Genomic DNA, 15,020 nt, shown 5'->3' with positions numbered 1-15,020 from the left:
GACGGTTGAATTCAGAAGGCGGAGCGACCCGCCTTCTTTTTTGCCTGCTCGATGACAGGCAAGGCCTGGGCATAGCTGACACAGGCGACGTCGGGTTTTCCGCAGACTTCCGAGAGCAGTCGATCAAGGGCGCGCCAGTAGGCGCCGCCGTTCATTTCGACGAAGTGGAAGCCGAGCTGCAGGGGAATGCGGTCGCCGCCATATTCGCGGTCGAAGGCTTTCCGGTAGGCCTCGTAGGTGCGCTCCTCGAAGCGGGCGCTGTCCTTCTTGTTCTCGACACCCATCGAGTGGCGGACGAAGAGATTGTAGTCCATGCCGATGACAGGGCGCTGCGACGGTCCCTCGGGGATCAACGGCAAGCCGAAGCGCGGCAGACCGTCCTTCGTCGTCGGCCAGCCCGGTCCTTTGGTGACCAGGCTTGCGTCATAGGTGAAGTTGTCCGCCTTCAGCGCCGGCAGCAGGCCGTCGCTCAGCGATAGATAGGGGGCACGGAAGCCTTTGACGCCGGTCTTGGCGAACTCAGCCCAGCCCTGGGGCTCCGCTTCTGGCTTGCCCGCCTTCTTCCAGGCGTCGGCGAGCGCGGTATTGAAGGTCGAGAATTCGCTCTGCCAGTCGGCCTTGCTCCAGCCCTTGCCGTCGAAATGACCGCAGGCGTGGCTGGCGATGTCGTGACCATCAAGATGGGCCTGCCAGATATGGCCGGCACGTGCTGCAATCTCCTCGCGGCTCTGGGCGAAGCCGACATTGGAGCGGCCGGGCTTCTGGCCCGGCGGCCTGTAGATCTCCTTGCCGTCGGCCCGGGTCATCAGGAAGGTGCAGGACAGGAAATAGGTGAAATGCGCGCCGGTGCGCTTGGCCATCGCCAAGCTCTTTTCCCAAAGCGAGTTGTCATGGGCACCGTCGAAGGAGACGATGACCAGCTGCCGGTCAGCGGCGGGGACGGTGGCCGGCGTCGCCGGTTCGGCCCGCGCAAGCGCCGGAACCAGGACAAGGGAAAAGGCGAGAAATGTTCGGATCATGATCAACTGCAGCGATGAATTTTTGTCGCAGATGGTTCGAAATTGCGGCAATCCTTTGATCGGGCTGGAAAAAAGACGCCATCAAGGCTACTCCATAGCAACCTGGACTGGAATCAGTCCAAGGGCGAATGGCATAGAAAATCAAAGAGCTACAGCGACTCAAGCGCGCCAGATCCGGCACGCGACGCTATCTCCGATATATCTCGAACAAAGCGGTGGCCCCATGGCGATACTCGTTTTCGGCATCATCATCTTTCTCGGCGTGCATCTCATCCGCGTGGTTGCGCCCGGCTTTCGCGCCGGCATCATCGAGAGTCGCGGCAAGGGCACCTGGATGGGGATCTATGCGATCCTCAGCCTCATCGGCCTCTGTCTGATCATCTATGGTTTCGGCCAGGCGCGCGGCGAAACGGGCATGCTCTACAATCCGCCGGTGTTCCTGCGCCACATAGCGCTGCTCCTGATGCTCTTCGCCTTCGTCTTCCTTGCTGCAGGCTTCCTGCCGGCGGGCCGCATTGCGGTGGCGGTCAAGCATCCGCAGATCCTGTCGATCAAGACCTGGGCTTTGGCGCACCTGCTGGCGAATGGTGAGACGTCCTCGGTCCTGCTTTTCGGATCGTTTCTCGCCTGGGCGGTGATCCTGCGCATCTCGCTGAAGCGTCGCGAGCGGGCAGGGGAGCGCGTGCTGCCGGTGTTCAAGTCATCGACGAACGACGTGCTGGCCATCGTCATCGGTCTCGTCGCCTACGGGCTCTTCGTCTGGAAGCTTCACGAGTGGTTGATCGGGGTTGCCCCCGTGGTGATGGGCTAAGGCAATTCCAGCAAAAGTGCGCAGCGGTTTTGCGTCCCGACTTGCGTGTAACAAAAAATTTAGAGCGACGGAGGTGACCTCGTGTCGACCGTAGGCGCTCTAAATAACGTCGGCCCCCTTACAAGCGCCGCAAAATCGGGTAGAAGGCGCAAAATCCATGAGAGCGTGATGCGTGCGCTAGAACGCGTCGTGCATGCTCGAACAGTTTGAGATTGTGCGCTGTTCCCGTCGATGACGGTCGGAATGGCGTACCAGTGGGCAGGCAAGGCCGGGGCAGTAGATGGCGAACCAAGACGACAGCTTTATCCGCGAGGTCAATGAGGAACTGCGTTCCGACCAGATGAAGAGCATCTGGGCTCGTTTCGGCGGTCTCATCGCGGCGATCGCCGTGCTTATCGTTCTCGGCACTATCGGCAAGGTCGGGTTCGAGTACTGGCAGGAGGGAGCTTCCTCGAAGTCGGGCGACGCCTTCCTGCAGGCGCTCAATCTGGCGAAGGAAAACAAGACGGACGAGGCGCTCGCTGCCTTGAACGCGCTTGAGAAGGACGGCTACGGCGCCTATCCGGTGCTGGCTCGTCTGCGCGCTGCAACGCTTCAGGCCCAGAAGGGCGACACCGATGCGGCGGTGAAGGCATTCTCCGCCATCGGCAAGGACGGCAGCGTTCCGGCTGCCATTCAGGAAGCGGCGCGACTGCGTGCGGCCTATCTGCTCGTCGATACCGGCAGCTACGATCAGGTTTCGGCTGAAGTCGAGCAGCTTGCGACGCCGCAGAACAATATGCGCCACTCGGCGCGCGAAGCGCTTGGTCTCTCGGCCTACAAGGCCGGCGACTACGCCAAGGCGAAGACCTGGTTCCAGCAGATCGTCGACGACACGCAGAGCCCGCGCAACATCACCGGTCGCGCCCAGATGCTGCTCGACGTGATCACGGCCAGCGGCAAGGCCTAAGGTTTCCGCCCATTCCACGTGGATGGGCACAGGGTGCACGACCCTTTCGAATCAGCGCATGATCCCAAAATCGATCTCGATCTTGGGGTTGTGCGCTAAAGCATTTAAAGCAGTTCCAGCAAAAGTGCGTAGCGGTTTTGCGTCCGGAACTGCGGAAGGCAGACAAGCAGTTCCAGCAAAAGTGCGCAGCGGTTTTGCGTTGCGAATTGCAGGCAAACAATCAGATGGGGCAGTTCCTCTACGGAAACGCTCGCGAGCCGCCTGAATGCGGCACAGAACGAAATTACGAGCGCGGCCCGCCCATCGGCTGCGGCGCTCCAAGCGGAAACGGATAGATCCATGAGCTTCACCGTCGCCATCGTCGGGCGTCCCAATGTCGGCAAGTCCACCTTGTTCAATCGCCTGGTCGGCAAGAAGCTGGCGCTCGTCGACGATACGCCGGGCGTCACCCGCGACCGTCGTCCGGGCGAGGCAAAGCTGATCGACCTGCGCTTCCGCATCATCGACACGGCCGGTCTCGAGCAATCGGGGCCCGACACGCTGCAGGGTCGCATGTGGGCGCAGACGGAAGCCGCGATCGACGAGGCGGATCTTTCGCTGTTCCTGGTCGACGCCAAGGGCGGCCTGACGCCGGCCGACGAAACCTTGGCCGAAATGCTGCGCCGGCGCGGCAAGCCGGTGGTGCTGGTGGCCAATAAGTCCGAGGCGCGCGGCTCCGATGGCGGCTTCTACGATGCGTTTACGCTCGGCCTTGGCGAACCTTGCCCGATCTCGGCCGAACACGGCCAGGGCATGCTGGACCTGCGCGACGCGATCGTCGCTGCGATCGGCGAAGAGCGGGCCTATCCGCCGGAAGACGACGTGGCCGAGACCGATATCGATCTGCGCCCGACGTTCAAAGACGAAGAGGGCGAAGAGGAAGAGGCGGAGACAGCCTATGACGAGACCAAGCCATTGCGCGTGGCGATCGTCGGTCGTCCGAACGCCGGCAAGTCGACGCTGATCAACCGCTTCCTCGGCGAAGACCGACTTTTGACCGGGCCGGAAGCCGGCATCACCCGCGATTCCATCTCGGTCGAATGGGACTGGCGCGGCCGTACCATCAAGATGTTCGACACCGCCGGCATGCGCCGCAAGGCGAAGGTGCAGGAGAAGCTGGAGAAGCTCTCGGTCGCCGACGCGCTGCGCGCGATCCGTTTTGCCGAAACGGTCGTCATCGTCTTCGACGCGACCATTCCCTTCGAGAAGCAGGATCTGCAGATCGTCGATCTCGTCTTGCGTGAGGGCCGCGCGGCGGTGCTCGCCTTCAACAAGTGGGATCTGGTCGAGGACTGGCAGGCGGTGCTCGCCGACCTCCGCGAAAAGACCGAGCGGCTCCTGCCGCAGGCCCGCGGCATCCGTGCCGTGCCGATTTCCGGCCACACCGGTTACGGTCTCGACCGACTGATGCAGGCCATCATCGAAACGGACAAGACCTGGAACCGCCGCATCTCCACCGCGCGGCTCAACCGCTGGCTGGAATCGCAGACGGTTCAGCATCCGCCACCGGCCGTGTCCGGTCGCCGCCTGAAGCTCAAATACATGACCCAGGTGAAGGCCCGCCCGCCGGGCTTCATGATCTCCTGCACGCGTCCCGACGCGCTGCCGGAATCCTACGTGCGCTACCTGATCAACGGCCTGCGCAACGATTTCGACCTGCCGGGCGTGCCGATCCGCATGCATTTCCGCGCGGGCGACAACCCTTACGAATCCAAGGCGAAGAAGCGTCGATAGGCGCTTCCCAGACTGCTACAAACCTTGAAGATGGTTTTCTGGCGATAGCGCGACCCCAAGCTCCCCTCGCCCCCGTGGCGGGGATCCAGCGACCCGACGTCCGTCGGGTCAGAGACCCTTCAGCCCAAGGACTTGAGCGTAAGGACTTGGGCCGGCTAGATACCTGTGACAAGCACAGGAATGACGGAGATTTTGGCTGGCGCAAAGGTTTTTCCGGCAAGCTTACAACAATCAGAAATATCTTAATCAGCAGCCTGAGAAGCGCCGTTAGGCCCTTCCTTCTGCCACCTACGCCACGGGCAGCTTCTCCCGGGCGACGAGTGCCCCATGATGACCGATGACGCCGGCGGCGACGCTTGCCGCAAAGGCGGCGGCTTCAGCCGGCGTGTCGCCTGCAACAAGGCGGGCGACGAAGGCGCCATTGAAGCTGTCGCCGGCGCTGGTGGTGTCGACGACGCGTTCGACCGGTGTTGCCGGTACGTGCTCAATCGGCGCATCGCCGAAGGCGAGCGTCACGCCCTTCTCGCCATCTTTGACGACGACATTGGTGGCGCCAAGGCCCCTGTAACGCGCGATCGTCGCCTCGATGGAGGCGTCGCCGAAATGCGTGACCTCGTCGTCGAAGCTCGGCATGACGAGGGTTGCGGCGCGGGCGCCATCGGTCAGCGTCCGGCGCATGCGCTCGGCGTCGTCCCAGAGGCGCGGGCGGATGTTCGGGTCGAAGACCACTTGGCTGCCGGCCGCTTTCGCACGGCGCAGTTCCGACAGCAGCGTTTCGACCGCGTCGGGTGCAAGGATCGCCAGCGTGATGCCGGAATAGAGGATCAGGTCGGAGCCCTCGATCGCGCTTCTCAGATGATCGGCATCGTCGGCGAGCAGCTTGGCTGCCGAGTGCGAACGCCAGTAGGAGAAGCTGCGCTCGCCGTCCTTCAGATGGATCATGTAGAGCCCGGCCGAGCGGCTCTCGATCCGGCGCACGGCTGACGTGTCGATCGCCTTTTCCGCCATGAAGGCCAGCATCTCGTCGGAAACCGTGTCGGTGCCGACCGCGGAGCAATAGCCGACGGTCCAGTCATCAGGCATGAACAGCCGCGCATAATAGGCGGCGTTGAAGGTGTCGCCGGCATAACCTTTACGCAGCAGCCCGCCTTCCGCCTGCATGAGCTCGACCATGCACTCCCCGATCGCAAGCATCTTCCCGGCCAACGACTTTCCTCCTCACAAGATTTCGCCTGAGACGGGATAAGGGGCTCAGCCGATCTCGGCAAGAGATTGTTTCTGGTGAAGGGCTCGCGGCGGACCGAGAGGAAGGAACGGCGTTTACTCCCGCGCCGGGCGGCGATACACCTTGGTTCCTCATCATCCCGCTCTGGCGTGGAGCATCGGTCTTCAAGGGGCATTTCATGACGTCTCGGCAGGCATCGAATGACGATTGGTGGCGCGGCGCGGTGATCTACCAGGTCTATCCGCGCTCCTTTCAGGACACCGACGGCGACGGCATCGGTGATCTCAAGGGCGTTACCCGGCGGCTGCCGCATATCGCCTCGCTTGGCGTCGACGCGATCTGGCTGTCGCCGTTCTTCACTTCGCCACAGGCCGACATGGGCTATGACGTATCGGACTACTGCGACGTTGATCCGATGTTCGGCACGCTCTCGGATTTCGACGAGATGCTTGGTGAGGCCCACCGTCTCGGCCTCAAGGTGATCATCGACCAGGTGATTTCCCACACCTCCGATCGCCACCCCTGGTTCGCTGAGAGCCGCTCGAGCCGGACGAACGGGAAAGCCGACTGGTATGTCTGGGCCGATCCGAAGCCGGATGGCACTGCGCCCAACAACTGGCTGTCGATCTTCGGCGGCCCCGCCTGGGAGTGGGACGGGGTGCGCAAGCAGTACTACATGCACAATTTCCTCGGCTCGCAGCCGGACCTCAACTTCCACAATCCGGCGGTACAGGACGCGGTGCTCGATGCCGCCCGCTTCTGGCTCGATCGCGGCGTCGACGGGTTCCGCCTCGACACGGTGAACTTCTATTTTCACGACCGGTATCTGCGCGACAACCCGCCGCTCGTTCCCGATCCGGACGCCACCAGCAACGACGCTCCCGACGTCAACCCCTATGGCATGCAGGACCATCTCTACGACAAGAGCCAGCCGGAAAACATCGCTTTCCTGAGGCGGTTCCGGGCGCTGCTCGACCGCTACGAGGGCCGCATGACGGTCGGCGAGGTGGGCGACGGCGCCCGCTCGTTGAAGACCGTGGCTGCCTATACCGGCGGCGGCGACAAGCTCAACATGTGCTACACCTTCGACCTGCTCGGTCCGGACTTCACCGCGGCCCATATCCGCCGCTGCGTCGAGAATTTCCAGAAGGCCGTCACCGACGGCTGGGTCTGCTGGGCTTTCTCCAACCACGACGTGACGCGCCACGTCAGCCGCTTCGCTCGGAACGAAGCAGAGCGGGAGAGGGTGGCGCGGCTCGCCATCACGCTGCTTTCGAGCCTACGCGGGTCGATCTGTCTCTATCAGGGCGAGGAGCTGGGACTTCCGGAGGCGGAACTCGCTTTCGAGGACCTGCGCGACCCCTATGGCATCCGCTTCTGGCCCTCCTACAAGGGCCGCGATGGCTGCCGGACGCCGATGGTCTGGGAAGAGGCGGCGGCCAATGCCGGCTTTACCGGCGGCAAGCCCTGGCTGCCGGTTCCGGCTGAACACCGCCGCCTGGCCGTGGATGCCATGGCCGAAGGCGCGGATACGGTGCTTGGCCACTACCGCGCGACGCTCGCCTTCCGCAAATCGCGACCGGTTCTGCACGATGGCGCGATGCATTTCCTCGATAGCAACAGCGATCTCTTGGCCTTCGTTCGCGAAAAAGATGGCGAGCGCTTGCTCTTCGTCTTCAATCTCACCCGCGAACCGCAGGCGTTTCTGGTCCCCGCTGTCGTCGAGCCCCTGGATTTGCCCGGATATCCGGCGCGCCTCGGAGCGGGTAGCATCCAGATTGACGGATTATCGGCCTTCTGCGGGAAGCTCTGATGCGCGTATTGTTGATGGATGGCGAAACCATCGGCCGCTGGGTCGAGATGCGTCTGGCGCTCTGGCCGGATACGCCGGAAGCGGAGCACCGCGCGGAAGTCGAGTCCTCTCTTGCCGAGACCGATCGCTATGCGTCGTTCCTCTGCGAGGACGAGGCTGGTGTTGCCGCCGGTTTTGCCGAGGCGTCGATCCGCCGGGACTATGTCAACGGCTGCGAAACCTCGCCCGTGGCCTTTCTCGAAGGGATTTATGTGTTGCCCGGATATCGTCGTCGCGGCGTCGCGCGTGCGCTGATCACGGCGGTGGAACGCTGGGCAACATCGCAAGGATGCCAGGAACTCGCTTCCGACACGGCGACCGACAATCTCAGGAGCCAGAGCCTGCACATGGCGCTTGGCTTCGAGGAGACGGAGCGGGTCGTCTATTTCCGCAAGGAACTGTCGCCGGCCGTGGCAGACAATTGAGGATCCCGCGGGCAGGGATGGAACTCACCCGATCAGCATGAACTTGTCGACATCGACCAGTCCGCGGTCGGAGATTTTCAGGTGCGGGATGACCGGCAGCGGCAGGAAGGCGAGTTGCAGGAAGGGTTCCTCCAGCGTCGCGCCAAGGGCGAAAGCGGCGTGGCGCAGGTGATGCAGCGTATCGCGGACGGACTCGTAAGGTTCGAGGCTCATCAGACCCGCGACCGGAAGCGCGATCTCTCCGGTCACCTTGCCGTCCTCGACCACCACGAAGCCGCCCTTGATCTCGCCGAGCCGGTTGGCGGCGATCGCCATGTCCTCGTCATTGACGCCGACGACGCAGATGTTGTGGCTGTCATGACCGACGGTCGAGGCGATCGCGCCCTTCTTCAGCCCAAAACCCTGGACGAAACCGTTGGCGTGGTTGCCGTTGACGCCGTGGCGCTCGATCACCGCGACCTTGATGATATCGCGGCCGAGGTCGAGGCCGGTCTGGTTGCCGACGGCCGGCAGGCGGTAGCGGCGGTGTTCGGTGATGATCTTACCGGGGAGCACGCCGATGACCGACGTATCGCCATCCGAGACGGGGATGCCGAAGGCACTGGCATGGACATGGCCGGCTTTGACGCTGTCGAGGCCGACGGGCTCAACCGGGTTTCGGGTCGCAAACAGCGCATCGGTGACGCGGCGGCCGCCGGAAAACACCGTCTCGGCCTTGCAGTTTTCCAATGTGTCGATCACCACGAGATCGGCGCGCCAGCCGGGCGCGACGAGCCCGCGGTCGCGCAGCCCAAAAGCACGGGCGGCCGAGATCGAGGCGGTGCGGTAGATCGCCAATGGCTCGACGCCGGCGGCGATCGCGGTGCGGATCATGTGGTCGAGATGGCCCTGTTCGGCAATGTCGAGCGGATTGCGGTCATCGGTGCAGAGCGCCAGATGCGGCGACAGGCGCTCGGTGATGATGGGCATCAGCGCGTGCAGATCCTTGGAGACCGAGCCTTCGCGTACCAGGATGTGCATGCCCTTGCGGATCTTCTCCATCGCCTCCTCAGCCGAGGTGCATTCATGGTCGGTGCGGATGCCGGCGGCGAGGTAGCCGTTCAGGTCCTTGCCGGACAGCAGCGGCGCGTGGCCGTCGATATGCGCGCCCTGAAAGGCGTCGAGCTTGGCGAGGCAGACCGGGTCCTTGTGCACGACGCCGGGGAAATTCATGAACTCGGCGAGGCCGATGACTTTTGGATGGTGGCGGAAAGGCAGAAGCCTTTCGATTGGCAGATCGGCGCCCGACGTCTCCAGATGTGTCGCCGGCACGCAGGACGAGAGCTGGACGCGGATGTCCATGATCGTTTCGAGCGCCGAATCGAGGAAGAACTGGATGCCTTCGGTACCGAGCACGTTTGCGATCTCGTGCGGGTCGCAGACGACGGTCGTGATGCCGAGCGGCAGGACGCAGCGGTCGAATTCATGCGGTGTCACGAGCGAAGATTCGATGTGCAAATGCGTGTCGATGAAGCCGGGCACGACGATGCGGCCGGAAATGTCGATTTCCTCGCGTCCGTCGTAGTTGCCGAAGGTGCCGACGATGCGGTCACCTGATATCGCGATGTCGGAGGCGACGAGTTCGCCGGTCACGAGGTCGAAGAAGCGCCCACCCTTCAACACGATGTCTGCCGGTTCGCGCCCGACGCCCTGATCGATGTAACGTTCCAGCGCTTCGGACATGAGGCAACTCCAGTTTTCTTTGGCGCCCGGTGCGATCGGTGTGATCGCGCCCAGGTTCGATGTGGCAGATAAGAGTAACCCTTCCCCCGTCGCCGGGGAAAGGGTCAAGATCGTTGGCGGTCAGCCTGCTCAGATGTTGCTGTTGAGAACGGCGCGCAGCTTGCCGAAGAGTTCGTCGATCTGCGCCTTGGTGATGATCAGCGGCGGCGACAGGGCGATGATGTCGCCGGTGGTGCGGATCAAGAGGCCGCTCTCATAGGCCTTGAGGAAAGCCGAGAAGGCGCGCTTGGTTGGTTCGCCGGCGATCGGCTGCAGTTCGATCGCGCCGATCAGGCCGAGATTGCGGATGTCGATGACATTCGGGCAGTCCTTCAGCGAGTGCAGGCCCTCTTCCCAGTAAGGGGCGAGTTCGGCGGCGCGGGTGAGCAGGCCTTCTTCCTTGTAGGTGTCGAGCGTGCCAAGCGCGGCGGCGCAGGCGATCGGGTTGCCGGAATAGGTGTAGCCGTGGAAGAACTCGATCATGTGCTCCGGGCCATTCATGAAGGCATCATGGATCTCGGAGGTGACGAAGACGGCGCCCATCGGGATGACGCCGTTGGTGAGGCCCTTGGCCGTGGTGATGATGTCGGGCTTGACGTCGAAATACTGCGCGGCAAACGGCGTGCCGAGGCGGCCGAACCCGGTGATGACTTCATCGAAGATCAACAGGATGCCGTGTTTGGTGCAGATGTCGCGGAGTTTCTGCAGGTAGCCCTTCGGCGGGATCAGCACGCCGGTGGAGCCGGCCACCGGTTCGACGATGACGGCGGCGATGGTCGAGGCGTCGTGCAGCGTGACGATGCGTTCGAGCTCGGTCGCGAGATCGCCGCCATGTTCCGGTTCGCCGCGGGTAAAGGCGTTCTGCGCCGGCAGGTGCGTGTGCGGCATGTGGTCGACGCCGGTCAGAAGCGTGCCGAACATCTTGCGGTTGGAGACGATGCCGCCGACCGAGATGCCGCCGAAGTTGACGCCGTGATAGCCGCGCTCGCGGCCGATCAGGCGGAAGCGCGAGCCGTCGCCCTTGGCGCGGTGGTAGGCGAGCGCGACCTTCAGCGCCGTATCGACCGATTCCGAACCGGAGTTGGTATAGAGAACATGGTTCATGCCTTCGGGCGCGATATCCACCAGGCGATTTGCGAGCTCGAAGGCCTTGGGGTGGCCGAGCTGGAAGGCCGGCGCATAGTCGAGCTCGCCCGCCTGCTCGCGGATCGCCTCGGTGATCTTCGGGCGACAATGGCCCGCGTTGACGCACCACAGACCTGCCGTTCCGTCCAGAACCGTCCGACCGTCATGGGTCGTGTAGTGCATGTCCTTGGCGCCGACGAACAGGCGCGGTTCCTTCTTGAACTGCCGGTTCGCGGTGAACGGCATCCAGAAGGCGCGCAGATCGTTCGGGGTGTTGAGACGGTTCGACATTGCAGTTCTCCTCGGTCTGTTCTTCGTCAGGCGGCGTCCGCCGCCTGAATTTTTTACCCTTTGGTCAAACTATCAGCGCCCCGGGACGCGTCAAGCCTCGGAAGCCCCGCACAGAGAGCCTTTGGGGTGGCGAATTTTTGTCTTCTGACTGGAAATTTTCTCTAGCTTAACTTGTTTGCGGCAACGCTGCGTTGCCATGCCTTGCCGGGCCCATGGCCGCCCGTGAATGGGTATGCGCCCCCCGCGGCCCGGCCTGACCAATCGGGAGCTGGGACGTGTCGAGGTTCGGGATAGTACACGCGGCAATTGCGGCGCTCTTCCTGCCAGCTCCGGCAGTCGCTGCCGGACTGATCGCCGACGGTCGCTTTGAAAAGGGGCAGGACACGTTCTGGGCGAGCGACGGGTTGACCCTCCAGCGGGAGGGTGGGCTGCTCTGCGTGGAGGTCCAGGGCGGTGGAGAAGTCTGGAGCCAGATCGTCGGCGTCAATGGATTGACGCTGGTGCCCGGGCGCATCTATCGCCTGTCGCTGAGGATTGCCGCCAAGCCGGCGCGGGCGATCGCTGTCAGGGTGCAGCGGGCCGCAGATCCCTGGACCGCCGTTGCCGAGTTTACGACGGTGGGGTCGCCGGGCGGCAGTCCGTTCTCCGTGGAGTTTGAGGCAACCGAACCGGATGAGGCGCAACTGGTGCTGCCGCTCGGGGGTGCGGAGGCCGGTCGCATCTGTCTTGATGATGTATCGCTGGTCGCGACCGGCGCCGTGTCACAGGCGGCGAAGCGCGCGACCGAGGGGCCTGCCATTCGCGTCAACCAGCTCGGTTACTTCACCGGCGGTCCGAAGCGCGCGACCTTCATTGCCGATGTGAAGCGCCCCATCGATTTCCAGCTGCTCGACGCCAAGGACAAGGTCGTCGGCAAGGGCAAGACGCAACCAAGCGGTTTCGATCCGATGGCGGGCGTCGAAACGCAGGTCGCGGATTTCTCATCCTTCGCAACGGCTGGCGATGGCTATCGTCTCGTGTCCGGCGATTGGGCGAGTGACCGCTTCTCGATCGGCGACAATCTCTATAACCGTCTGCGCGTCGATGCGCTTTCCTGGTTCTATCCGCAGCGTAGCGGCATCGAGATCAAGGCAGCGATTGCCGGCAAGGCCTACGCCCGGTCCGCGGGCCATGTCGGCGTGGCGCCGAACCAGGGCGATACGGCAGTCTCATGCCTCGACAGCAAGCAGGCCGAGGTGCTTTACGGCGGCTGGTCCTGTTCCTATCGGCTGGACGTTTCCGGCGGCTGGTACGACGCAGGCGACCACGGCAAATACGCGGTGACCGGCGCCCTGTCCGCAGCGCAACTGCTTGCCGCCTACGAGCGCGGGCATGTCTATTTCGCGGCTTCGCCGGTGACGCGCGACGGTCTCTCTCGCATTCCCGAAAACGGCAACGGCATGCCCGACATTCTCGACGAGGCGCGGTGGGAGCTCGAGTTCCTGTTGCGCATGATGGTTCCGGATGGCGAGCCGCTCGCCGGCATGGTGCACCACAAGGTCCACGACACCACCTGGACCGCGCCGCCGATGCTGCCGAGCGACGATCCGCAGCCGCGGGCGCTTTACCGCCCGTCGACTGCCGCAACGCTCGATGTCGCAGCCGTCGCGGCTCAGGGCGCCCGGCTTTTCGCCGATCAGAATCCGACGTTCTCGGCACGGCTGCTCGCGGCTGCGCGCAAGGCGTGGGTGGCGGCCAACGCCAATCCCGCACTCCTTGCGCCAAAATCGGACGGACTTGCCGGTGGTGGCGACTACGACGATGACAGCATTTCGGACGAGCTCTTCTGGGCGGCGACCGAGCTCTATCTGACGACCGGTGACGAGCCCTATCTCGATGTGCTGCGGGCGTCGCCGCTTTGGGCGGCGGATACGCTGTCTCCCGCCGGCGCCTTCGATTGGCGCAACGTCGCAGGCTTCGCGCGACTGCAACTGGCCCTCTATGGTACGGGCTTGCCGGACGACGAGCGTGAACTGATCCGAAACGCGGTGCTTGCGGCAGCGCGGCATTTCCTGTCGGTGCAGCAAGCAGAGCCCTTCGGGCTCGTCTACCGACCCGAGGGCAGACGCTACGACTGGGGATCGAACCAGCTGATGCTGCAGAACATCATCGTGTTGTCGGCCGCTTTCGATCTCTCCGGCGAGAAGAGCTTTCTCGATGGTGCGCGCGAGGGCATGGATTACATTCTCGGCCGCAATGCCATGGCACTGTCCTACGTCACAGGCTATGGCACCCGCGCGCCCAGGAACCAGCACAGTCGCTGGTATGCGCACCAGCGGGACCCGCAACTGCCGAACCCGCCGGTTGGCTCTCTCGCCGGCGGTCCGAATTCCACCTTCGTCGATGACGTCGCACGGCAACACCTGAAGGGATGTGCGCCGCAGACGTGTTATGCCGACGACATCGAAGCCTATGGATCCAATGAAATCGCCATCAACTGGAATGCGCCGCTCGCCTATGTTGCCTCGTTCCTTGCCGATGCGCGCTAGAGTATTTCACTATTTCATTGAAACAGTGAAATACTCTAACTGTTTGAAATTACGCAATTCCGGACGGAAAACCGTTTCACACTTTTCCTGGAATTGCGCTAGGAGACTGAAAGCGTGACCGGAATAGCCTTTGTCGGAACCGGCTTCGTCGCCGACTATTACATGACGACGCTTGCCAATCATCCGCAGCTCCGGCTTGTCGGCGTCTGGGATCGCGACGCGGTGCGTCTCGACGCCTTTGCGCGCTACTGGAAGGTTTCGCCCTATGCCTCGCTGGATGCGGTGCTCGCCGATCCTACCGTCTCGATCGTCGTCAATCTGACGACGCCGGAAAGCCATTACGCGGTCAACCGCGCCGCTCTCACCGCCGGCAAGCACGTCTATTGCGAGAAGCCGCTGGCGATGACCGTGGAGGAGGCGAGCGAACTGGTCGCGCTTGCCCGCGAGCGTGCTCTGGTGCTTGCCGGCGCGCCGGCCAATGGCCTTAGCGATGCGCAGGCGCTCTGTGCGAGCCTGCTTGCGGCTGGGACCATCGGCACGCCACGTCTGGTCTATGCCGAGATGGAGGATGGGCCGGTCTTCAAGGCGAACTGGCGCGCTTGGCGCAGCCGCTCGGGCGCCCGCTGGCCGGGCGTGCACGAGTTCGAGGTTGGCTGCACGCTCGAGCACGCGGGCTACGCCGCAAGCTGGCTCGTCTCGCTCTTCGGGCCGGTCGCCGAGGTCAGCGCCATTTCGGCCCTGACCTTTCCGGACAAAGGCCCGGGAACCGAGACGCTGACGCTCGGCCCTGATTTCTCGGTGGGTTGCCTGAAGTTCCGCTCGGGCGTGACGGCGCGCGTCACCTGCGGCCTGGCGGCACCGCGCGACCGGTCGCTGACTGTTATCGGCGACAAGGGCACGATCGTGGTGCGGGATCTCTGGGACAATCGCTCGCCCGTTCATGTCGAAGCGGTCGGCGCCAAGCGCTCGTTGATGCATCGCGGTCTCGACTGGCTGGAATGGAAGATGGGGCGCAAGCTGCCCATCCGGCTCTACCCCGGTATGAGGGTGCGCTACCCCAAGACATCGTCAGCGCCGGCGCTTCCGGCCTTTCCGTCGCAGATCGATTTCGTGCGGGGGATCGCAGTCCAGGCGGATGCGATTGCGCAGGGCGAAACGCCATTCTTCTCCGGTGCGACGGCGCGGCATCTGACCGAGGTCGTGCTCGCGCTCAACAGCGGCGCGCGGGACTATCGTCCGCTCGATCTCTAGGCGTTTTCCG

12 protein-coding genes are annotated in these 15,020 nt (G+C 63.6%); 7 read left to right on the top strand and 5 right to left on the bottom strand.

Translation table 11 applies throughout. The annotated features are described in order from the left end of the window. Nucleotides 1-11 precede the first annotated feature (11 nt). A complete protein-coding gene (locus IB265_RS12260) occupies nt 12-1,019 on the bottom strand; it encodes a polysaccharide deacetylase (protein WP_082616096.1) in 1,008 nt (335 codons plus the stop codon). Nucleotides 1,020-1,242: 223 nt separating this feature from the next. On the opposite strand from IB265_RS12260, the gene IB265_RS12255 reads away from it, so the two are divergent. Together IB265_RS12255 and IB265_RS12250 are read left to right on the top strand one after the other, a co-directional pair. Next, complete coding sequence (locus tag IB265_RS12255; protein ID WP_057253001.1) at nt 1,243-1,830, top strand: NnrU family protein; 588 nt, start codon at nt 1,243-1,245, stop codon at nt 1,828-1,830. A gap of 280 nt (nt 1,831-2,110) precedes the next feature. After that, nucleotides 2,111-2,779, top strand: coding sequence for a tetratricopeptide repeat protein (locus IB265_RS12250; RefSeq protein ID WP_057253003.1), 669 nt, complete (start codon nt 2,111-2,113; stop codon nt 2,777-2,779). Between the two features lie 104 nt (nt 2,780-2,883). Here IB265_RS12250 and IB265_RS12245 read toward each other — a convergent pair whose 3' ends face one another. Continuing rightward, on the bottom strand, nt 2,884-3,138 hold the full coding sequence (locus tag IB265_RS12245) for a hypothetical protein (RefSeq protein ID WP_143032950.1): 255 nt from the start codon (nt 3,136-3,138) through the stop codon (nt 2,884-2,886). Here IB265_RS12245 and der point away from each other — a divergent pair. Beyond that, nucleotides 3,119-4,552 (top strand): ribosome biogenesis GTPase Der, encoded by a 1,434-nt coding sequence (gene der, locus IB265_RS12240; RefSeq protein WP_057253007.1) that lies wholly within the window; start codon nt 3,119-3,121, stop codon nt 4,550-4,552. The genes IB265_RS12245 and der overlap by 20 nt on opposite strands. A gap of 288 nt (nt 4,553-4,840) precedes the next feature. On the opposite strand, the gene IB265_RS12235 is transcribed toward der, so the two are convergent. Then, nucleotides 4,841-5,758 carry a sugar kinase gene (locus IB265_RS12235; RefSeq protein WP_057253009.1) on the bottom strand — a complete coding sequence of 306 codons (918 nt, stop codon included), beginning with the start codon at nt 5,756-5,758 and terminating at the stop codon, nt 4,841-4,843. A gap of 197 nt (nt 5,759-5,955) precedes the next feature. Between IB265_RS12235 and IB265_RS12230 the strand changes: the two genes are divergently transcribed. Both IB265_RS12230 and aac(6') read left to right on the top strand, forming a co-directional pair. Next, nucleotides 5,956-7,590, top strand: coding sequence for an alpha-glucosidase (locus tag IB265_RS12230; protein ID WP_057253011.1), 1,635 nt, complete (start codon nt 5,956-5,958; stop codon nt 7,588-7,590). Then, on the top strand, nt 7,590-8,054 hold the full coding sequence (gene aac(6'), locus IB265_RS12225; protein WP_057253013.1) for an aminoglycoside 6'-N-acetyltransferase: 465 nt from the start codon (nt 7,590-7,592) through the stop codon (nt 8,052-8,054). Before IB265_RS12230 ends, aac(6') begins: the two co-directional genes overlap by 1 nt. Before the next feature lie 24 nt (nt 8,055-8,078). Here aac(6') and ade read toward each other — a convergent pair whose 3' ends face one another. Both ade and IB265_RS12215 read right to left on the bottom strand, forming a co-directional pair. Further along, complete coding sequence (ade, locus tag IB265_RS12220; RefSeq protein ID WP_057253014.1) at nt 8,079-9,776, bottom strand: adenine deaminase; 1,698 nt, start codon at nt 9,774-9,776, stop codon at nt 8,079-8,081. Nucleotides 9,777-9,905: 129 nt separating this feature from the next. After that, the gene (locus IB265_RS12215; RefSeq protein WP_057253017.1) at nt 9,906-11,231 is read right to left on the bottom strand and encodes an aspartate aminotransferase family protein; all 1,326 of its coding nucleotides are present in this window, start codon (nt 11,229-11,231) and stop codon (nt 9,906-9,908) included. Nucleotides 11,232-11,506: 275 nt separating this feature from the next. Here IB265_RS12215 and IB265_RS12210 point away from each other — a divergent pair, with 275 nt between their 5' ends. Together IB265_RS12210 and IB265_RS12205 are read left to right on the top strand one after the other, a co-directional pair. Beyond that, nucleotides 11,507-13,759 carry a glycoside hydrolase family 9 protein gene (locus IB265_RS12210; protein ID WP_156414706.1) on the top strand — a complete coding sequence of 751 codons (2,253 nt, stop codon included), beginning with the start codon at nt 11,507-11,509 and terminating at the stop codon, nt 13,757-13,759. Between the two features lie 162 nt (nt 13,760-13,921). Then, nucleotides 13,922-15,010, top strand: coding sequence for a Gfo/Idh/MocA family protein (locus IB265_RS12205; protein WP_057254317.1), 1,089 nt, complete (start codon nt 13,922-13,924; stop codon nt 15,008-15,010). Nucleotides 15,011-15,020 lie beyond the last annotated feature (10 nt).

The organism is Ensifer sp. ENS10 (assembly GCF_014852025.1).
Lineage (GTDB): Bacteria > Pseudomonadota > Alphaproteobacteria > Rhizobiales > Rhizobiaceae > Ensifer.
This window is presented reverse-complemented; position numbering and strand designations above follow the sequence as displayed.

What these genes read in the sequence shown, in the direction of transcription:
- IB265_RS12260 (WP_082616096.1), bottom strand. Translation starts at nt 1,019, where the DNA reads ATGATCCGAACATTTCTCGCCTTTTCCCTTGTCCTGGTTCCGGCGCTT.
- IB265_RS12255 (WP_057253001.1), top strand. Translation starts at nt 1,243, where the DNA reads ATGGCGATACTCGTTTTCGGCATCATCATCTTTCTCGGCGTGCATCTC.
- IB265_RS12250 (WP_057253003.1), top strand. Translation starts at nt 2,111, where the DNA reads ATGGCGAACCAAGACGACAGCTTTATCCGCGAGGTCAATGAGGAACTG.
- der (WP_057253007.1), top strand. Translation starts at nt 3,119, where the DNA reads ATGAGCTTCACCGTCGCCATCGTCGGGCGTCCCAATGTCGGCAAGTCC.
- IB265_RS12245 (WP_143032950.1), bottom strand. Translation starts at nt 3,138, where the DNA reads ATGGCGACGGTGAAGCTCATGGATCTATCCGTTTCCGCTTGGAGCGCC.
- IB265_RS12230 (WP_057253011.1), top strand. Translation starts at nt 5,956, where the DNA reads ATGACGTCTCGGCAGGCATCGAATGACGATTGGTGGCGCGGCGCGGTG.
- ade (WP_057253014.1), bottom strand. Translation starts at nt 9,776, where the DNA reads ATGTCCGAAGCGCTGGAACGTTACATCGATCAGGGCGTCGGGCGCGAA.
- IB265_RS12215 (WP_057253017.1), bottom strand. Translation starts at nt 11,231, where the DNA reads ATGTCGAACCGTCTCAACACCCCGAACGATCTGCGCGCCTTCTGGATG.
- IB265_RS12205 (WP_057254317.1), top strand. Translation starts at nt 13,922, where the DNA reads ATGACGACGCTTGCCAATCATCCGCAGCTCCGGCTTGTCGGCGTCTGG.